The 18,412-nt window shown below is 60.3% G+C and carries 17 protein-coding genes; 7 read left to right on the top strand and 10 right to left on the bottom strand.

What is annotated here, in order from left to right:
* From PMI36_RS16070 to PMI36_RS16080, 3 genes are all read left to right on the top strand, one after another.
* Positions 1 to 1,108 (top strand): ABC transporter permease (locus PMI36_RS16070; RefSeq protein ID WP_008071704.1); only part of this gene is annotated, 1,108 nt, incomplete at its 5' end.
* Positions 1,109 to 1,142: 34 nt separating this feature from the next.
* Positions 1,143 to 1,640, top strand: coding sequence for a transcription elongation factor GreB (gene greB, locus PMI36_RS16075; protein ID WP_008071702.1), 498 nt, complete (start codon positions 1,143 to 1,145; stop codon positions 1,638 to 1,640).
* A gap of 172 nt (positions 1,641 to 1,812) precedes the next feature.
* Positions 1,813 to 2,703: a hypothetical protein gene (locus tag PMI36_RS16080; RefSeq protein ID WP_008071701.1), complete on the top strand. Its 891-nt coding sequence runs from the start codon at positions 1,813 to 1,815 to the stop codon at positions 2,701 to 2,703.
* On the opposite strand, the gene PMI36_RS16085 is transcribed toward PMI36_RS16080, so the two are convergent.
* The 3 genes from PMI36_RS16085 to PMI36_RS16095 form a co-directional block, all read right to left on the bottom strand.
* Positions 2,690 to 2,998 (bottom strand): hypothetical protein, encoded by a 309-nt coding sequence (locus tag PMI36_RS16085; protein WP_008071700.1) that lies wholly within the window; start codon positions 2,996 to 2,998, stop codon positions 2,690 to 2,692. The two genes, PMI36_RS16080 and PMI36_RS16085, sit on opposite strands and share 14 nt — an antisense overlap.
* Positions 2,999 to 3,258: 260 nt before the next feature.
* Positions 3,259 to 3,693 carry a DoxX family protein gene (locus PMI36_RS16090; RefSeq protein ID WP_007899846.1) on the bottom strand — a complete coding sequence of 145 codons (435 nt, stop codon included), beginning with the start codon at positions 3,691 to 3,693 and terminating at the stop codon, positions 3,259 to 3,261.
* 103 nt (positions 3,694 to 3,796) lie between these two features.
* Positions 3,797 to 5,218: a transglycosylase SLT domain-containing protein gene (locus PMI36_RS16095; protein WP_008071699.1), complete on the bottom strand. Its 1,422-nt coding sequence runs from the start codon at positions 5,216 to 5,218 to the stop codon at positions 3,797 to 3,799.
* A gap of 236 nt (positions 5,219 to 5,454) precedes the next feature.
* Here PMI36_RS16095 and PMI36_RS16100 point away from each other — a divergent pair, with 236 nt between their 5' ends.
* The 3 genes from PMI36_RS16100 to PMI36_RS16110 all read left to right on the top strand — a co-directional run bounded on the left by PMI36_RS16100 (position 5,455) and on the right by PMI36_RS16110 (position 8,550).
* Positions 5,455 to 6,264, top strand: a complete 810-nt coding sequence (locus tag PMI36_RS16100) for a TatD family hydrolase (protein ID WP_008071698.1) — start codon at positions 5,455 to 5,457, stop codon at positions 6,262 to 6,264.
* A 206-nt stretch (positions 6,265 to 6,470) separates the two neighbouring features.
* Positions 6,471 to 7,952 carry a methyl-accepting chemotaxis protein gene (locus tag PMI36_RS16105; RefSeq protein ID WP_008071689.1) on the top strand — a complete coding sequence of 494 codons (1,482 nt, stop codon included), beginning with the start codon at positions 6,471 to 6,473 and terminating at the stop codon, positions 7,950 to 7,952.
* Positions 7,953 to 8,181: 229 nt separating this feature from the next.
* Positions 8,182 to 8,550, top strand: coding sequence for an Mpo1-like protein (locus PMI36_RS16110; RefSeq protein ID WP_008071687.1), 369 nt, complete (start codon positions 8,182 to 8,184; stop codon positions 8,548 to 8,550).
* Here the strand turns inward: PMI36_RS16110 and PMI36_RS16115 are convergent, their stop codons facing one another.
* From PMI36_RS16115 to PMI36_RS16125, 3 genes are all read right to left on the bottom strand, one after another.
* The gene (locus tag PMI36_RS16115) at positions 8,551 to 9,348 is read right to left on the bottom strand and encodes an acyl-CoA thioesterase (RefSeq protein ID WP_007899838.1); all 798 of its coding nucleotides are present in this window, start codon (positions 9,346 to 9,348) and stop codon (positions 8,551 to 8,553) included.
* Between the two features lie 247 nt (positions 9,349 to 9,595).
* Complete coding sequence (locus PMI36_RS16120; protein WP_008071685.1) at positions 9,596 to 10,363, bottom strand: CHAD domain-containing protein; 768 nt, start codon at positions 10,361 to 10,363, stop codon at positions 9,596 to 9,598.
* Positions 10,364 to 10,407: 44 nt separating this feature from the next.
* Positions 10,408 to 10,686, bottom strand: a complete 279-nt coding sequence (locus PMI36_RS16125; RefSeq protein ID WP_008071677.1) for a hypothetical protein — start codon at positions 10,684 to 10,686, stop codon at positions 10,408 to 10,410.
* A gap of 245 nt (positions 10,687 to 10,931) precedes the next feature.
* Between PMI36_RS16125 and PMI36_RS16130 the strand changes: the two genes are divergently transcribed.
* On the top strand, positions 10,932 to 11,981 hold the full coding sequence (locus tag PMI36_RS16130) for a patatin-like phospholipase family protein (RefSeq protein WP_008071676.1): 1,050 nt from the start codon (positions 10,932 to 10,934) through the stop codon (positions 11,979 to 11,981).
* 130 nt (positions 11,982 to 12,111) lie between these two features.
* Here PMI36_RS16130 and PMI36_RS16135 read toward each other — a convergent pair whose 3' ends face one another.
* From PMI36_RS16135 to kdpB, 4 genes are all read right to left on the bottom strand, one after another.
* Entirely contained in the window at positions 12,112 to 12,810 is a 699-nt protein-coding gene (locus PMI36_RS16135) for a response regulator (protein WP_008006017.1), read from the bottom strand.
* A 48-nt stretch (positions 12,811 to 12,858) separates the two neighbouring features.
* Positions 12,859 to 15,510: a sensor histidine kinase gene (locus PMI36_RS16140; RefSeq protein WP_008071675.1), complete on the bottom strand. Its 2,652-nt coding sequence runs from the start codon at positions 15,508 to 15,510 to the stop codon at positions 12,859 to 12,861.
* 142 nt (positions 15,511 to 15,652) lie between these two features.
* Entirely contained in the window at positions 15,653 to 16,198 is a 546-nt protein-coding gene (gene kdpC, locus PMI36_RS16145; protein WP_008071674.1) for a potassium-transporting ATPase subunit KdpC, read from the bottom strand.
* A gap of 155 nt (positions 16,199 to 16,353) precedes the next feature.
* Positions 16,354 to 18,411 (bottom strand): potassium-transporting ATPase subunit KdpB, encoded by a 2,058-nt coding sequence (kdpB, locus tag PMI36_RS16150; protein WP_008071673.1) that lies wholly within the window; start codon positions 18,409 to 18,411, stop codon positions 16,354 to 16,356.
* Position 18,412 lies beyond the last annotated feature (1 nt).

Raw genomic sequence — 18,412 nt, 5'->3', positions numbered from 1 at the left:
GCCCCATCCACTGGCGGCGGCCGGTCAAGCCCTGGCCTTCGGTTTGATTCTGCTGTCCATGGCACTGATCGCTTTGCTGCGTGGCGAATTGCTCGACACCTGGCAAAACCAGTTACCGAAAAATGCCCCGAACTACTTCGCCCTGAACATTCTGCCGGCGGACAAACAGGCCTTTACCGATCGACTGATGGAGTTGTCGGCACAATCGGCGCCGCTGTACCCGGTGGTGCCGGGAAGGCTGATCAGCGTCAATGGCGAGCCGGTGCAGGACATCGTCAGCAAGGATTCGGCCGGTGATCGAGCCATTCAACGGGACCTGAGCCTGACCTGGGCGGCCGAGCTGCCGGAGGGCAACAAACTCACCGCCGGCAACTGGTGGGATCAGCAACCATCGGATGAAATACCGGGAGTATCGGTGGAAGGTAAAGTCGCCGAAAGCCTCAAACTCAAGCTCGGCGATCACATGGTATTCACCGTTGGCGGGGTCAATCGGGAAGCGAAAGTCACCAGCCTGCGGGAAGTCAACTGGGACAACTTCCAGCCGAACTTTTTCATGATCTTCCAGCCCGGCACCCTGAAGGACTTGCCGGCGACCTACCTGACCAGTTTCTATCTGGCGCCCGGTCACGATCAGCAGATCGTTGATCTGTCCCGAAGCTTTCCGGCAGTGACCATTCTGCAAGTCGAAGCCTTGCTGGCGCAGCTGCGCAGCATTCTCGGCCAGGTCACCCTGGCGGTGGAATACGTGCTGTTGTTTGTGCTGGCGGCGGGCATGGCGGTGTTGTTCTCCGGTTTGCAGGCAACGCTGGATGAACGCATTCGCCAAGGTGCATTGCTGCGAGCGCTAGGCGCCGAGCGACAGTTGCTGGTCAGGGCCCGGCGGATCGAGTTCGGTCTGCTCGGCGCGGTCAGCGGATTGTTGGCGGCACTGGGTTCGGAATTGGTGAGCCTGGTGCTCTACCGTTATGCCTTCGACCTGCCCTGGCATCCGCATCCATGGCTGCTGGTATTGCCGCTGATCGGCGCCGTGCTGATCGGCGGTGCCGGTGTGTTCGGTACGCGCCGCGCTCTTAATGCCAGCCCCCTGACAGTCTTGCGCGAGGGTTGATAGACTCAAGCTCTCTTTACCACAAGAAGTTGCCATGAGCCGTTATCGCCCTCCCCGTACCGCCGGCACCGCGTTGATCACCCCCGAAGGTGAAGCGCGGATGCGCGCCGAGTTTCATGAGTTGTGGCATGTTCGACGCCCTCAAGTGACACAGTCGGTCAGCGAGGCCGCAGCCCAGGGCGATCGCTCGGAAAACGCGGAGTACACCTACGGCAAAAAAATGTTGCGCGAGATCGACAGTCGCGTGCGTTTTCTCACCAAACGGCTGGAAGCACTGAAGGTCGTCAGCGAGAAGCCCAGCGATCCGAACAAAGTCTATTTTGGCGCCTGGGTCACCATTGAAGATGAAGAAGGCAAAGAGTCGCGCTATCGCATTGTCGGGCCAGATGAACTGGACTTGAAACAAGGGCTGATCAGTATCGACTCGCCGCTGGCCCGCGCCCTGATCGGCAAAGCGCTGGACGCCGAAGTTCGAGTGCAAACACCGACTGGCGAACAGTGCGTTTATATTATAGACATCCATTACCCGTAACACCCCACCCACAACATCGAAACAATAAGCTGCAAACACCCCCGCCTCCCAACTTGACTTAAAAACAACAAAGAGCAACTATCAAGCCGCCAGACAACCCGACAACTGACAATCTTGTTGACGGATGCCTGCTTCACTTACTCAGTTAACTTTATTCAAAGGAATGAATAACATGCTTGATCGCTGGATGAACAATACGCTACATATCGGCAACTTGCGTATCGACGAACTTATTCTGCCGGGGTCGCATGACTCAGGCTATGACAAAAAAGCGCCGAACGCATTTTTACCTCAAGAGATCACACAAGATGTCAGCCCTCAGGAGCAAGTGGCCGCCGGCGTTCGGGTGCTGGACCTAAGGGTAGAGTTCTATAGCAACAAGCCTGTCGGCCGGGCACACCGCTTCCAGATTTTCCACATGACGTCGTCCGGACGCACGGTCAGCGTCGACATTCTAGACATGGTGAATGACTTCTATGATACGCCTTCAACCAAATCGGCCCGGGCGCGGGAAATTTTCATTCTGGACTTTCACGAGTTCAAGAACTTTACCCCACAGGCTCATCAAGAGTTGCGTGAACTTATCAATAGTAAAATCGGTTACAGATCCATCTCTAAAGATCTGCGCCACTTGACGCTTGACCAACTATGGAATCAACACCCAGGAAAAACGGTCGTCGTTGCTTATAATCATTTCATTCAAAACTCCGACTTCTGGCCCGGAGTGGAACAAAAATGGTCTGGCGAAAATGTCATGACCACCCAACAATTGAAAGCCTTTATGGACGAGGTCGCCACGCAATACAAACCTTCTTATGTGCTGCGTTCAATACAATGCGCCAAATACGTTTTACCGCTCTTTGTACCCGACGATTTCAGCAATAAAATAGATACTTGGTTTGAATCGAATGACGAAAATAGTTATATCCAGAAGTTCTTCATTATCAATACCGATTGGACAACCCGCAGTCGAATCATCCTCAACTGCTTGCACGCCAATCAATTTCGCGGCAGGCAAAAAAACACCCACAATGACACGCAGGCCTCTTTCAGCGGCGAGTAATCAACCCTTGGCGAGCCACGCGAGTCAGCTGCCTGATCACTTCAGGCGCATCCTCGGCGCTGGGTGCCAGAATCACCGCCAGATCGAAACTGTCGTTGGCAAACCGTGCCAATGACTCGCCGTCGTCGACAAACTGAATCAGGAAGGCAGCAGGCCCACCGGTGCGACGTGGCCAGCCATCGAGGTAACGCAAAAGCGTCGGCTGATGTTTACCGCCAAGCAGGATTTTTGGATTGCGCTGGGTGAGGTGTGCCGTGATCGGCGCGGGGCGTATAACGGGGCTTAATGCATTCATTGTGTCGTGTCTCTGCCTCAAAAGTCTGCATGGCAGGTGAGAGGCAACACCGAACCAGCGCTTTAGCGGTATTTCGAAGCCTGTTTCAAGCTTCTATCGGCAACTGAATGAGTCACCTGGCGCCCCGCAAGTAGCTGTTTAAATCGGCGCATGGGCAGCATCGTAGAGAAGCTGACCGGACAGTGTCAAGAATCACCAGCAACAAAAAAGGCCTGCACAGTGCGTCGCACAATGCAGGCCTTTTCGTTGAGCCAGGGCAGTCAGTTGGTGATGGCGCGGTCTACCGACAGTTTGCCTGCACCCTCGATCAGCACCGCTAGGCTGCCACCGAGCAAAGCCAGGGCGAACTCATAACCGTTGTTAGCCATGAACAGGCCGTTGCTGATGTGCACTGTGAAAATGGCCACCAGAGAGAGAAAGGTCAGCCCCAGCGCTGCCGGGCGTGCCAGCAGGCCGATGATCAGCGCCAGACCGCCGAAGAACTCGGTACCACCCGCCAGGATCGCCATCAGGTGACCCGGTGCCAGCCCGATGCTTTCCATGTACTGCGCGGTGCCGGCAATGCCGTAGCCGCCGAATGCCCCGAAGAGTTTCTGTGAGCCATGGGCCGCGAAGATGATGCCGACGAAAATACGCAGAATCGTCAGACCGTAGCCCGCGCGAGTGAACAGTACCTTGTTGATCAGTGTGCTCATGCTGTGTCATCCATTGTGAGTGTGTGTTGGTTGGCCGCTATATTAATCAATAAAACTCATGTTAAAAGCGCAAACAACGCACCATAACAATCAGCTTAGTCGATCATTTCCGTGAGACCACTTTTTGCCCCTGGGGCTCCAACGACTCTCGCTCCCGATCGAACGCCAAGTAATACTTGTTCACGCTATTAACATAGCTGACAGCCCCCATCCCCACCTGCTCCATGGCGATGCGCTCGACCTGGAAAAACCACTGATTAGGATTCAAGCCGCGCCGCCGGGCCTCGGCGCGCATGCCTTGAACCCGCTCCGGTCCCATGTTGTAGGCCGCCAGCACGAACGCCATGCGCTCGCGCTCATTGAGTTTGGGGCTGGCAAAAAACTTGCGGCGGATCATCGCCAGGTACTTGGCGCCGGCCTGCACATTGGCGTCGAGGTTTTGAATATTACTCACGCCAACCCGTTGGGCGGCGGACGGGGTGATTTGCATCAGGCCGGTGGGGCCGCTACCGCTTCTGGCGTTGGGTTGCAGCGCCGACTCCTTGAAGGCCAGCGCTGCCAGGTTCAGCCAGTCCATGCCTTGGGCTTCAGCGTGTTTCTGCAACACCGGGCGAAGTTTTTCCAGGCGCTGCCGATCGGCTTTGGCCAAGGGATAGTGCACTTGATACAGGCGTCGATAGATTCGCAGGAACGCCGCATCCTGGTCCGACGGTTTCTTGTAAGTCGTCAGGAAGCGATCGATGCTCGAACGCAGCATTGAAGCGTCGCGGCGCACAAACCAGTATTCCTCGCCTGGTTCGCTGATCATGACCTGCCGATCGAAGCGCAATTTGGGCAGGATCTTGCCCCAGCGTTCGGCAATCGGTTGCTCGACAATCGTCAGATGAAAGATCCCGCCCTGGACCATTTCCAGCACGTCCTCGACCGCCAGGCTGGGATCGACCCACTCGATCTTCACCGGCGGCAGTTTGTGCAGCGCGAGTTTCTGATTGATCTGACTGACCGCATCCCCGGCGGCACTGCCGGTGGGCAGCGCGAGGGTTTTGCCCGAGAGTTGTTCGAGACGGGTGTAACGTCGTTCGCCTTTAATCCCCACCAGCAGCAACGGCACGTTACTGGCAATCGGCTGACTGGTACTGACGGCGAGGCCCGGTTGCGGGTCGAGTAATTCTCCCGGCGCAACCAGATCACCCTCCCCGCGCTGCAACGCGCCGAGCAGTTGATCCTTGGCTTTGGGAATGATCTTGAGGGTGATTTCCTGGCCATCGCGGGCATGGCCATTGAGGTATTGTTCGAAAGCGCGCAGGCGGTGGTATTCGACGCCGATGGCCTGGCCCTGAACTTCACCGGAGCTGTTGCGGCTCTGGTTGACCAACACCCGCAACACGCGACTGCTGCGAATCTCCGCCAGGTCGCGGACCTTGGCCGCCGGCACGGCTTGCAACGGCCCGGCCAGACGCGCAACCGCCGGCATGGGCAGCAGCAACGAACAACACAGCAGTAACAAAACCGAGGGACGAATCATCCACTCTCCGGAAAGAATACGGGTCGACTTCATGGGTGATTTCATGACGTCGAGCGACAGAAACAGAGCGCCTGAAGCGCTGGCAAAGTGCGTGAGAGTGGCACAGTGATGGCAATTCTACCAACCCGACCTGTCTCGCGGCCTCAACAGACAGCTTTAACTGGTTGTAGTTCTTGGCTTTTCTTATAAATCTACAGCTCTGATATGCTTTCCGGCCTTTGGTCCGAGGTAGCACCATGCAACTCATCGATATCGGCGTCAACCTGACCAACCCCAGTTTCGCCGACAAACACCAGGCTGTACTCGACCGTGCCTATGCTGCCGGAGTCTGCCAATTGGTGCTCACCGGGACCAGCGTCGAGGGCAGTGAACAGGCGCTGGAGCTGTGCCAGCAACTGGACGAAAGCGCTCAACGGCTGTTCGCTACGGCAGGTATTCACCCACATTCGGCCAGCGACTGGAACGCCGACAGTGATCAGCGTCTGCGCAGTTTGCTCAAGGAGCCGAACGTGGTGGCCGTGGGTGAATGCGGCCTCGATTTCAATCGTGACTTCTCGCCCCGTCCGCAACAGGAAAAAGTCTTGGAAGAACATCTGGCGATGGCGGTCGAACTGCAATTGCCGGTGTTCCTGCATGAGCGCGATGCCAGCCAACGATTGCTGGAGATCCTGCGTGATTACCGCGACCAGTTGCCAGCCGCCGTGGTGCACTGCTTCACCGGTGAAAAGAAGGCGCTGTTCAGCTACCTCGATCTGGATCTGCACATCGGCATCACTGGCTGGATTTGTGACGAGCGCCGGGGCACGCACCTGCATCCACTGGTCAAAGAGATTAAACGCGGGCGCTTGATGCTGGAGAGCGATGCGCCGTATCTGCTGCCCCGCAGTTTGCGCCCCAAGCCGAAGAATGGCCGCAACGAGCCGGCGTATCTGACTGAAGTGTTGCGTGAGGTGGCGTTGCATCGTGGGGAAAGCCAGGAAGACCTGGCAAACCACACCACAGCATGCGCACGGGCATTCTACGGGTTGCCTTCGATCCCCCAATAACCACAAATCCCCTGTGGGAGCGGGCTTGCTCGCGAAGGCGGTCTGTCAGTCACATCAACGTTGGATGTGCCGCCGTCTTCGCGAGCAAGCCCGCTCCCACATTGGGACGGCGGAGGATGTTGACCCATATCAAGAGTCGAAGCCCTGAATAGCGGCACAATGCTGGCACCTTGCCAAAACTGTTTCCGCTATCAGAGAAGACCTCCATGGGTGCCTGGCTTAGCAACATCTCGCTGAAATACAAATTCTGGGCGGTCAACGCCGTCGCCTTCGTCACCACCCTGTTGCTGGTGCTGTACGCCGTGCAGCTTGAACAACAAGCCCGCAGCCACGCCGCCCAGGCGTCGGTTCAGGCCCAGGCGCGATTGCTCAATGCCTGGCCTGCCGGGCAGCCGCTGCCCAAGGCCGATAATCTGCTGATCTTCAATCGCGGGCAGGCGCCGTTACTGAATGGGCAACCGGTGCTGGAGCTGACCGATACCAACGGTTGGGTCGAGATCAACGCTATGCCGCTGTTCGGTGAAAACCCGTTGATGGGCGCCGAGGTACTCACTCGCCCCGATGGTCAACAGATCGCGGTGATTGCCCATGGCCCGAGCCTGAGCCAAGTGTTCGGCGAACGCTTCACCCACTACGCGGTAGCGGTGTTCATCCTGATGCTGGCAATGCTCGGCGCCTCGCAACTGTTGATCCGCTTCCTGCTCAGCCAGCTCAACACGTTGAAAGACGTGATGCTCCATGTCGAGAAAAGCGGCGACCTGTCGGCCCGTGTGCCGCTGGCTTGCAAGGATGAAGTCGGGCAGATGGCCAATGCCTTCAACGCCATGCAGGCCGGTTATCAGCGGGTGGTCAACACCGTCGCCAGCACTGCGAGGCAACTGGATGTCGGCGCCGCGCGGCTGGCCTCGAGCATGAACGAGGTGCGTCACGGCATGCTCGGTCAGCAAAGCGAAACCGATCAGGCCGCCACAGCGATCAACGAAATGACCGCCACGGTCCATCACATAGCCCAACACGCCAGCGCCACCCGCGACCTCTCGCAAACCGCCGACACCCTGGCCGGCAGCGGCCAGGAAGTGGTTACTCGGGTGCAGCAATCGATTGGCGGGTTGTCCACCGGTGTGCAGCAAACAGCCGAGATGATTCAGCGTCTGGCCGAGGACAGTCAGAAGATCAACGGCGTGGTCAGCGTGATCCACAGCATCGCCGAACAGACCAACCTGCTGGCCCTTAACGCCGCCATCGAAGCGGCCCGGGCCGGGGAAATGGGCCGCGGGTTTGCGGTGGTCGCCGATGAGGTGCGTAACCTGGCCAAGCGAGTCCAGGCGTCCACCGACGAGATCACCACCATGGTTTCAGCGCTGCAGGCCGGCACTCGGGATGCTGTGGACTTCATGCAGGAAAGCTCGTACAAGGCGGACGACTGCATGCAGCAGGCTCAGGAGGCCAGTGTGGCCCTGGCCGAAATCACCGGCGCGGTGGCGCAGATGCGTGAAAGCAATACGCAGATCGCAGTGGCGGCCGAGCAGCAGAGCCATGTGGCGGAGGAAATGAATCGGGCGGTGGTGAGCATTCGCGACGTCACCGAAAATACCGTGCAGCAGACCGTGAATTCGGCGATCACCAGCAATGAGTTGGCGATGTTGGCGGGGGAATTGAGCAAGGCCATAGGTCAGCTGAAACTGTGACGGCCCCATCGCGGGCAAGCCCGCTCCCACAGTGGATCTTCAGTGTTCACACAATTTGTGTTCAGCACCGAACCAGTGTGGGAGCGGGCTTGCTCGCGAAGGCGTCAGACCGGTCAACATCAATATTGACCATGACCCCTATCACTTCGATAGCCAGCCTCGATTCGCCGACGGCTTTCGCCCGGCCTATTCTTTGTTCAAGAGCCTCATCGAACCAAGGATAAGCATCATGGGCAAACGTCATCCCAACCTTCCCGCCTGGCAATGGCGAGCGTACCCGCATAATCACCAGCACCCGACCAATCTGGTGTTGCACCTGATTGCCGTGCCGCTGTTCATTGTGGCGTTTTTGCTGATGGTCTCGGGGGTGTTCAGCCTGGATCTGGCGAGTATCGCGATCGGCGTTATCGGCCTGATCGCCGCCCTGGGTCTGCAGCGCCAAGGTCATCGCCTGGAGGCACAAGCCTCCGAGCCCTTCAGTGATCGCAAAGATGCGGTATCACGCTTGTTGGTCGAGCAGTTCCTGACCTTCCCACGGTTTTTCTTCAGTGGCGGCTGGTGGCGCGCCTGGCGTGAACGCCACCGCCGTCGTCACTGATCAGGCGAAAATCGTGACTGTCTGCCGGCTCATGGCGATCAACTGACCGTCTTCGCTCCACAGTTTTGCGGCGGCGTGCCCGTAGCCGTCAGCGGCATACTCGATTTCCACCAGGTACTTGCACCAGTCCAGCGTGCTCAACGCGAGCAACGGCTGGACGAATTCGATGGTCCAGGTCAGCGTGCTGCCTGCCGCCGGTTTCTTCAGATACGACAACAAGGACGGCGGCCAGGCATCGACCAGCGCCAGAATATGCGCCTCGCTGACCACCTCGTCCTTCCCTTCTCCACGCAAGCGCACCCAACCTCCCATGTCGCGGGAGGTGTTGCCGGTGAACGGCAGGCCACCGACACTCCAGCGCATTGCCAAATGACGCATGAATTCCGGGGTCACCCCTTTGATATAGGGCATTTCCTGGCAGTCGTCCCAGTGCTTCATCTCGGGCGCAGCGTTGGCCGTGACCGCCACTTCGGAAGGTCGCGAGGCGCCGAAGCTGCCCTGGACCAACGTCACCACCTGGCCCTTCTGCATCGCCCGGCCCAGCACCTGGCTGACGGCTTTGCCTTCGCGCAACACATCGACTTCAAAACTGACTGGCACATCGGGTTCGACCGGGCCGACAAAGGTGATTGCCAGCGAACGCACCGGACGATCCGCCGGGACTTTTGCGCGCATGGCTTCGTATTGCAAGGCGGCTATCAGCCCCCCAAAACTCGCCCGGCCCTGGCCCCATTCGGCCGGAATAGACAGCTCCTGCGGCTGACTGCGCACAGCGTCGAGCAGATCGGAAAAGTGCATGGGAACCTCAGAGACAGGAAAATGGATGGAACGATCTTAACCAGCGCGCAAAGCCGATACAGCGCTTATTCCGGCCAAAATCACTGACAGATGAGCCGTGCTCGGCTCGAACACTCATTCCCTGTTCACCACAAAACAACTGTGGGAGCGGGCTTGCTCGCGAAAGCGCTCTGACATTCAACATTTTCGTTGAATGTCATGCCCTCTTCGCGAGCAAGCCCGCTCCCACATTTGATCTTTGGTGGTTTCAGGATTTGAAGCAGGCGGCGCTGAATTTGTCGAGCACGCGGTCGGCGCGCGCTTCGGCCTCGGCCAAGGTGGTTTTCCAGGTCGCGACACAGGGCTGCAAATCGGGCTCTTCTTTGGCGCGGTCCAGCCACTGCCAGCTGTCGTGCCAATCGCCCAAGGCAGCCTGCGCCGATTTCAGTCTGGGCAGGGCCGCTTCCGGCAAGCGATCCAGTTCGGGGTAGGCTTCGATGCCATAGCGCACGCGCTTGATCAGCAGGCGCAGGCGATGGCGGTCATGGGCGGGATCATGCAAGGCCTGGTCGAGTTTCTTCCACTGTTTGCCCAGGCGTTTTTCAATGCGTTTGCGCAAGCCCTTGAGCAAACCCTGACGCTGAGAAGCCCGCAGGAAACGCGGAAAGGCGTCGAGGATCATCAGCATCTGCGCCACTTCCGGGCTCGCCGCCACGACGGGATAAACCTCGTGCATCCGCGCCATGCGCCGGTGGGCGGCCTCGGGTTGATCGTGCTGGAGCAGGTACGCCGCCAGCACTTCGCGATCGCGCAACGGCGTGGTCAGGTCACCGACCCGGGAAGCCGCCGCTTCCAGTTGCTCGACTCCGGGCAAACCGCGCAAGGGCCGCAACAAGCTGCGCAAACGCCGCACGGTGGTGCGTAGATCGTGCAGGGCCTCAGAATCGGTACGGGCACTCAAGCGTGCCTGGCAGGCGAGCAGGCGAATGTCCAGGCTCAGAACGTGAGCCACCAACCGATCAACCAAGGCAGACATCGCTTGCTCCGCAAATCGAATTCCCCCATTGGCTATAGCATGCTTCAGCGACCGGCGCGAGATTCACGAATGTAGAAGCGCGCCTTCTCGGCCTTCTTGGTGCACCCCTCATACGCTTCGAATTGCTGCTGGGTCTTGGCACCGGTCAGCAACGACAGCGCCTTGGAGTAGCTGACAGTCCCGGCAAAGCCCTCGACCTTGGCCAGATCCAGTTCACGCCAGGCGGCGTCGAGCTGGCTTCCACAGCTGTCACGGTAAGCGGTTTTACCGGCACAACCGGCGAGTGCCAGGGCAATCAACGGCACACAGATCCAGACTTTCATCACTCACACCTCAAAGATAGGTAAACATGCATGCACGTAAGACGGTCTCGCACGTGAAAAGTGCCTTGGGCTCGCCGTGGAAACATGCAGTGGAAACATGCAGTGAAAACATAGAGCCGGCGAGAATACCCATTCGCCTTCCCGGAGTGTCAAAAAACGACGCACTGGCCCCCTCGAACGACCATAGCGATTGAAGCGTGCCCCTCGATGGGTGCATTGTTGAACCTTGTCAGAGAGGTCGATTCATGAAAAAGCGTGTCGCACTGGTGTTGGGCTCGGGTGGCGCCCGGGGCTACGCCCATATCGGCGTCATTGAAGAGATCGAACGGCGCGGCTACGACATCGCCTGCATCGCCGGTTGCTCCATGGGCGCAGTGGTCGGCGGGATCTATGCCGCCGATAAACTCAAGGATTACCGCGACTGGATCGAGAGCCTGGATTACCTCGACGTGTTGCGCCTGGTGGACGTCAGCTTTCGCCTGGGCGCAATTCGCGGGGAAAAGGTCTTCGGACAGATCCGCAAGATCGTCGGCGAAATTAATATTGAAGACCTGCGCATTCCCTACACGGCGGTGGCCACGGACCTGACCAACCAGCAGGAAATCTGGTTCCAGGAAGGTTGCCTGCACCAGGCCATGCGCGCCTCGGCGGCGATCCCCAGCCTGTTCACGCCGGTGATGCAGGGCAATCGAATGCTGGTGGACGGCGGCATTCTCAACCCATTGCCGATCGTGCCGGTGGTGTCGAGCCATTGCGACCTCATCATCGCGGTCAACCTCAACTCCACCAACCAGCGTCACTATCAACTGCCAGTGATCCAGCGCCCGGCCGCGTTCAAGACCCGTTTTGACAGCCTGATCAACTCGTTGGGTTCGAAAATGCCCTTCCGCCGCAAACAGGCGGAACAATTGCTGCTGCTGGAAAAGGAAGCGTTGATGGCAGAAGCGGCCGATATCAATCCGTGGATCGAATCCGCCGCGCCCGAAGGCCAGCAACCGGCGGCGGCCCCGGAAAGCAACGGCGCACCGAAATCCGCCACCGGGTCGTTCATCATCGACAACGTCGGGCCGGCGTCCTTGCTGGACCTGATCAACCAGAGTTTCGAGGTGATGCAGACCTCATTGGCGCAGTACAAGATTGCCGGGTATCCGCCGGATATCCTGATCAACGTGCCCAAGCGGGTGTGCCGGTTTTTCGAGTTCTACAAGGCGCCGGAATTGATCGCGCTGGGGCGCGAGATTGCGCGGGATACGCTGGATCGGTATGAGAATGAGCGAAATGAAGATGGGCGGTGACTGATCCAGCGCCTTCGCGAGCAAGCCCGCTCCCACAGTGGATCTTCAGTGTTCACTGAATTTGTGCTCAGCATCGAACCCATGTGGGAGCGGGCTTGCTCGCGAAGGCGTCAGATCAATCAATACAGAACTAAAGGCTACCCTCACTCAACAACCGATACCCTACCCCCGCCTCGGTAACGATAAACCGTGGCTGAGTCGGATCATCCGCCAGTTTCTGCCGCAAGTGCCCGACCACTATCCGCAGATAGTGGCTGTCTTCGGTGTGGGTCGGGCCCCAGATGTCCTTGAGCAATTGCTGCTGGGTGATGACCCGCCCCGGATGCCGGGCCAGTTGCGCCAGTACCGCATATTCCTTGCGCGTCAGCGCCACTTCGGCACCGTCCAATAGCACCCGGCGATAAGCCAGGTCCACGGTGAGCGGGCCGAAACTGAGCGCCGCTTCCTGAGCTTCACCCGTCGGCGCCTGACGCAGCAAGGCGCGCACCCGGGCCAAAAACTCCTGGATGCCGAACGGCTTGGTCACGTAGTCGTTGGCGCCGCCATCCAGGGCTTGTACTTTCTGCCCTTCGCTGGCGCGCACCGAGAGCACCAGTACCGGCACCGTCGACCACTCGCGAAACTCGCGCAGCACCTGCTGGCCGTCCATGTCCGGCAGGCCGAGGTCGAGCACCAGCAGGTCGGGTTTATTCAATGCGGCCTGGGCCAGGCCTTCCGTGCCGGTGCCGGCCTCCAGCACTTTGTAGCCTTGGGAGGCGAGGCTGATGCGCAGGAATTTGCGGATCTGCGGTTCGTCGTCGATGACCAAAATGGTCGCAGTCTGGCTCATGAATTCATATCAACACAAAGAAGTGGCAAGAGAGTAGCGCAGGCGAGATCAGGCTTCACTGTCCAATCCCGGTTGAGTCTGCAACGGCAGGTGCAGCGTGATGCAGGTACCGCGCCCCTCGATGCCGTCGGCGACGCTGATCCGCCCGCCATGGGCACCGACCATACCCTGACAGATCGCCAGCCCCAACCCCGTGCCCTGCCCGCCGCGATCACCGCGAGCGGCGGTGTAAAACATGTCGAAAATCTTCGCCCGGTCCTCCTCGGGAATCCCCGGTCCCTCATCGCTCACCGAAAAAAACAGCTCGCTGTCATTGGCCCCTGCACACAATTCAAGACGCCCGTGGGGCGGTGAGAAACGCGCGGCGTTTTCCAGCACATTGACCAGTGCTTGCTCGATCAGCGCGGCATGCACATAGAGCAGCGGCAACTCGGCCGGCACTTCGGTAATCACCTGCAACGATGCCAGCACCGCGCGCAGACGATTGAGCGAACTGCCGACGATGTCTGCTGGCGACACCCAGTCTCGCGCCAGCTTCAGGGCGCCGTGACCGAGGCGCGTCATGTCTAGCAGGTTTTGAATATAGCGATCCAGCCGTTCGGCTTCATCGCGGGTGCCTTCGAGCAGTTCGCGGCGGTCCTCCAAGGGAATCGCCTCGCCAAGCGCCAGCAGGCTGTCGATGCTGCCGCGCATGGAGGTCAGCGGCGTGCGTAAATCGTGGGACACCGAGGCCAACAGCGCACTGCGCAGTTGCTCGGTTTCACCATGCAAGCGTGCCGCCTCAAGGTCATCGGCCAGTTGCGCGCGGGCCAATGCCTGGGCCAGCGGTTGGCTCAGTGCGGTCAACAAGCGCCGACGCTGGCCGCTCAGGGTCTGACCTTCTTTGGCACACACGCCGAGCAGCGCCAGCGGCCCATCGTCCACCGACAACGGCCACCACCACCAGCGCCCGAACGGCAAGGTGCCGGTGCCTGCGCCGGCCGGTTGGTCGTGTTGCCAGGCCCAATCGGCGGCGGCACGCTCGGCTTCGGAGAACTCCAGCGGCCCGCCGGTTTCAACTTTCCAGCCGCTCTGGCCATCGCGATTGAGCAGGCACAGTTTCAGGTCGGTCCAGCCATTGAGGTGCTGCGCCGCAGCGCTGACCACGGCCTGACGGTCGGTGGCGGCGGTGAGTTTGCGCGACAGGTCGAGCAGTTCGCTGGTTTCTTCCTGGGTGTCGCGCAAGGCCTGCAATTGCCGCCGTTGCCGAGCCGCAAGGTTACCGGTCAAGGCCGCCATCAACAGGAAGAACAACAAGGTCAGCACGTCTTCTTCGCGCTGGATACGGAAGGAGAACGTCGGCGGGATGAACAGAAAGTCATAGGTCAGAAACGACAGCGCCGCGCAGGCCAATGCCGGGCCGAGACTGCTGCGCACCGCCACCAGCAACACCGCCGCGAGGAACACCAGCGAAATGTTGGGCAGCGCCAAGGCGCTCGACACCGCCCAGGCCAGGGCACTGGCAAGCACCGTTGCCACCAGCGCCAACGCGTAGTCGAACCAGACCAGCGATTGCGCCGAGCGTTGGCGCGGCTGATGCTGTTCCTGATCACTGTCGAGCACGTTGATTTCCAGCCCGCGAGCATCGCGCAGTAAACGAGACGCCAGCCCGCCACCGAACAACCGTCGACGCAAACGCTGGCGCGACTGGCCCACCAGCACCAGGCTGGCGCGTCGCTCAGCGGCATGCTGGATCAGCGTTTTCGCCACCTCGCCCGCGCGCAGCAACACCACTTCGCCACCGAGGCGTTCGGCCAGTTGTTGAGCGCTTTGCAGGCGCAGCCGCGATTGCTCGTCGCGCACACGGCCGTTGTCCACATGCACCAGGCTCCATGGCAAATGCCGCCGCTGGGCCACACGACTGGCGTGACGCACCAGGCGCTCGGCCTGAGCATCGCCATCGACGCCCACCAGCAAACGACCGCGCACAGCCGGCGCGGCCTGCCCCAACTGGCGATAACCCTGGGCCAGATCGTTATCGACCTGAGCGGCAGCGGTTTGCATCGCCAGTTCGCGCAGGGCGGTGAGGTTGGTCTGGGTGAAGAATGCATCGATGGCCGCCCGCGCCTGCTCCGGCACGTAGACCTTGCCGTCACGCAGACGCTCCAGCAACTCGCGCGGCGGCAGGTCGATCAGCAGCAGTTCGTAGGCTTCTTGCAGCACCCAGTCCGGCAGGGTTTCGCGCACCTGTACGCCAGTGATGCCGCGCACCTGATCGTTGAGACTTTCCAGATGCTGGACGTTGACCGTGGTGAATACGTCGATGCCGGCAGCCAGCAATTCCTGAATGTCTTGCCAACGTTTGGCGTGACGACTGCCGGGGGCGTTGCTGTGGGCCAGTTCGTCCACCAGCACCAGTTTCGGTTTGGCGGCAAGCAGACCGTCGAGGTCCATTTCTTCGAGCATCACGCCGCGGTATTCCGAGCGCACCAACGGTTGCTGCGGCAAGCCAGCCAACAGCGCTTCGGTTTCGGCGCGACCGTGGGTTTCGACCACCCCGGCCATGACTTTCACGCCTTGGCGCAGTTGAGTGTGGGCGGCTTGCAGCATGGCGTAAGTCTTGCCGACCCCCGGGGCGGCGCCCAGGAATACCTTGAGCCGGCCACGGCCATCGCGGGGCAGGTCTGCTAACAGCGCGTCGGCGCGGCCGGAGTCACTCATGCTTGGGGATCTCTTTTTTTCAGATGTTGATGTGGTGATTGTTCAGCCGCCTTCGCGAGCAAGCCCGCTCCCACAAGGGACCTTCAGCGTTCACAGATCTAATGTGGGAGCGGGCTTGCTCGCGAATGGCGCCACCACCGATTTACAGTTTTTCCAGCGCCATATTCAGCGCCAACACATTCACCACCGGCGGCCCCACCAGGGGCTGTTCAATGTGCGCATCCAGCAGTTGCTCAAGCGTAGACACTGGCAGATTGCGCGCCGCCGCGACACGCGCCAGTTGATAGGCAATCGCGGCCGGTGGCAAGTGCGGATCGAGGCCACTGCCAGAGGTGGTCAACATGGCCAACGGCACTGGCCCCTGGCCAGCTACCTGCAATTTATTGGCCTCGTCGATAACCCGAGTGGCGAGCGCCGGATTGCTGGGCGAGAGGTTGCTGGCGCTGCTCGACACAGTGGCAAAGGCACCGGCCGATGGCCGTGGGTGGAACCAGCCATCACCAACGAAATCCTGGGCGATCAGCGACGAACCGCGAACCTTGCCGTCGGCGTCGCGCACCAGGCTGCCATTGGCCTGGTCCGGGAAGGCGACCTGGGCGACACCGGTGACCACCAAAGGGTAGGCGACGCCGGTGATCAGGGTCATCAGCAACAGCAGGCTCAGGGCCGGACGTATCAGTGTGGACATTTCAAAATCCTCGAATTCAGAGAACAAATACAGCGTTCAGTCAGATGGACCGTGTCGAGTCCTTCGCGAGCAAGCCCGCTCCCACAGGGGAATGCATTTCAACGTGTGGGAGCGGGCTTGCTCGCGAAGGCGGTGTGCCTGGCACACCGCGCAAGTCAGACCAAATGCAACGCCGTCAACAACATGTCGATCGCCTTGATGCCCACGAACGGCACCAGAATCCCGCCCAGCCCATAAATCAGCAGATTGCGCCGCAGCAACGCCGCCGCGCTCACCGCTTGCACCCTCACACCACGCAATGCCAACGGAATCAGCACCACAATGATCAAGGCGTTGAACACAATCGCCGACAGAATCGCGCTCTGCGGACTGCTCAGGTGCATGACGTTGAGCACACCCAGTTGCGGGTAGATCGAGGCGAACAGCGCCGGCAGGATCGCGAAGTACTTGGCCACGTCGTTGGCGATGGAAAAGGTGGTCAGCGCACCACGGGTCACCAGTAATTCCTTACCGATCTGCACCACGTCCAACAGCTTGGTCGGGTCGCTGTCGAGGTCGACCATGTTCGCCGCCTCCCGTGCCGCTTGCGTACCGTCGTTCATCGCCATGCCGACGTCCGCCTGAGCCAGGGCCGGGGCGTCGTTGGCACCGTCGCCGCACATGGCGACCAGGCGACCGTCGTTCTGCTCATGACGAATGCGCGCCAGTTTTTTCTCCGGAGTCGCTTCAGCCAGCACGTCATCCACGCCCGCTTCGGCGGCAATCGCAGCGGCGGTCAGCGGGTTGTCGCCCGTGACCATGACCGTGCGAATCCCCAGCTTGCGCAATTCGGCGAAACGCTCGCGGATGCCGGGCTTGACCACGTCCTTGAGGTGAATGACACCGAGCAATTTGCCGTCGGCGCAGACTAGCAGAGGCGTGCCACCGCTCTGGGCGATCTTGTCGATTTCCCGGGACAGAGGCGCGGCCAGATCGGCGCGTTTCAGGCCGACGAAAGTCAGCAGCGAATCCACCGCGCCTTTGCGATAGACCCGGCCCTGATAGTCAACGCCAGACAAGCGGGTTTCAGCACTGAACGGCACCGCGGTCAGCACCTCGGCGGACGGCTCGGGTTGCGGATGAAGACCGCGCAGGTACTCGACGATGGATTTGCCTTCAGCCGTGTCATCGGCCAAGGAGGCAAGCAACGCGCCCTCGGCCAGTTCCTTGGCAGTGACACCCGGCGCGGCATAAACCGCGGAGCAGCGACGGTTGCCGAAGGTGATGGTGCCGGTCTTGTCCAGCAGCAGGACGTGAACGTCCCCCGCCGCTTCCACGGCGCGACCGGATTTGGCGATCACATTCAGGCGTACCAGACGATCCATCCCGGCGATACCGATGGCCGACAACAAACCGCCAATGGTGGTCGGAATCAGCGTGACCAATAACGCCACCAGGAACACCAGCGGCAGGCTGCCATTGGCGAAGTGGGCGAACGGTTGCAGGGTCACCACCACCAGCAGAAAGATCAGGGTCAGGCCGATCAGCAGGATATCCAGCGCGACTTCGTTCGGGGTTTTCTGGCGTTTGGCGCCTTCGACCAGCGCGATCATGCGGTCGAGGGTCGATTCACCGGGGTTGGCGGTGATGCGTACCAGCAGCCAGTCGGACACCAGGCGGGTGTTGCCGGTGACGGCCGAGCGGTCGCCACCGGACTCACGAATCACCGGTGCCGATTCACCGGTAATCGCCGCTTCGTTGACCGCCGCGATGCCTTCGATCACCTCGCCGTCACCGGGGATCATCTCCCCCGCTTCGACGCGCACCACATCGCCCTTGCGCAGGCTGGTGGCGGGCACCACCTGAAAGCTGCCATTGGCGTTTTTGCGCCGGGCACTCAAGCCTTCACTGCCGGCCTTGAGGCTGTCGGCACGGGCCTTGCCGCGACCTTCTGCCAGCGCTTCGGCGAAGTTGGCGAACAACACGGTGAACCACAGCCACAAGGCGATTTGCGCGGCGACGAAAGTCGGCACGGCGCTGTCGGGAATGAAGCACAGCACGGTGGTCAGAATCGCGGTCAGTTCCACCACCAGCATCACCGGCGCACGTTGCAATTGCCGTGGGTCGAGCTTTACGAACGCTTGCACCAGCGCCGGGCGCCAGAGGGCCGAGATCGCGGTTTTCGGTTGTTCCGGCGCCTTGACGACGGCGGCTTTAGTTGCGGGCATATTCATC

It is taken from the genome of Pseudomonas sp. GM79, from assembly GCF_000282495.1.
Lineage (GTDB): Bacteria > Pseudomonadota > Gammaproteobacteria > Pseudomonadales > Pseudomonadaceae > Aquipseudomonas.
This window is presented reverse-complemented; position numbering and strand designations above follow the sequence as displayed.

Excerpts from the sequence above, each read along its gene's own strand:
- greB (WP_008071702.1), top strand. The coding sequence starts at position 1,143 with ATGAGCCGTTATCGCCCTCCCCGTACCGCCGGCACCGCGTTGATCACC.
- PMI36_RS16080 (WP_008071701.1), top strand. The coding sequence starts at position 1,813 with ATGCTTGATCGCTGGATGAACAATACGCTACATATCGGCAACTTGCGT.
- PMI36_RS16085 (WP_008071700.1), bottom strand. The coding sequence starts at position 2,998 with ATGAATGCATTAAGCCCCGTTATACGCCCCGCGCCGATCACGGCACAC.
- PMI36_RS16090 (WP_007899846.1), bottom strand. The coding sequence starts at position 3,693 with ATGAGCACACTGATCAACAAGGTACTGTTCACTCGCGCGGGCTACGGT.
- PMI36_RS16095 (WP_008071699.1), bottom strand. The coding sequence starts at position 5,218 with ATGATTCGTCCCTCGGTTTTGTTACTGCTGTGTTGTTCGTTGCTGCTG.
- PMI36_RS16100 (WP_008071698.1), top strand. The coding sequence starts at position 5,455 with ATGCAACTCATCGATATCGGCGTCAACCTGACCAACCCCAGTTTCGCC.
- PMI36_RS16105 (WP_008071689.1), top strand. The coding sequence starts at position 6,471 with ATGGGTGCCTGGCTTAGCAACATCTCGCTGAAATACAAATTCTGGGCG.
- PMI36_RS16110 (WP_008071687.1), top strand. The coding sequence starts at position 8,182 with ATGGGCAAACGTCATCCCAACCTTCCCGCCTGGCAATGGCGAGCGTAC.
- PMI36_RS16115 (WP_007899838.1), bottom strand. The coding sequence starts at position 9,348 with ATGCACTTTTCCGATCTGCTCGACGCTGTGCGCAGTCAGCCGCAGGAG.
- PMI36_RS16120 (WP_008071685.1), bottom strand. The coding sequence starts at position 10,363 with ATGTCTGCCTTGGTTGATCGGTTGGTGGCTCACGTTCTGAGCCTGGAC.
- PMI36_RS16125 (WP_008071677.1), bottom strand. The coding sequence starts at position 10,686 with ATGAAAGTCTGGATCTGTGTGCCGTTGATTGCCCTGGCACTCGCCGGT.
- PMI36_RS16130 (WP_008071676.1), top strand. The coding sequence starts at position 10,932 with ATGAAAAAGCGTGTCGCACTGGTGTTGGGCTCGGGTGGCGCCCGGGGC.
- PMI36_RS16135 (WP_008006017.1), bottom strand. The coding sequence starts at position 12,810 with ATGAGCCAGACTGCGACCATTTTGGTCATCGACGACGAACCGCAGATC.
- PMI36_RS16140 (WP_008071675.1), bottom strand. The coding sequence starts at position 15,510 with ATGAGTGACTCCGGCCGCGCCGACGCGCTGTTAGCAGACCTGCCCCGC.
- kdpC (WP_008071674.1), bottom strand. The coding sequence starts at position 16,198 with ATGTCCACACTGATACGTCCGGCCCTGAGCCTGCTGTTGCTGATGACC.
- kdpB (WP_008071673.1), bottom strand. The coding sequence starts at position 18,411 with ATGAATATGCCCGCAACTAAAGCCGCCGTCGTCAAGGCGCCGGAACAA.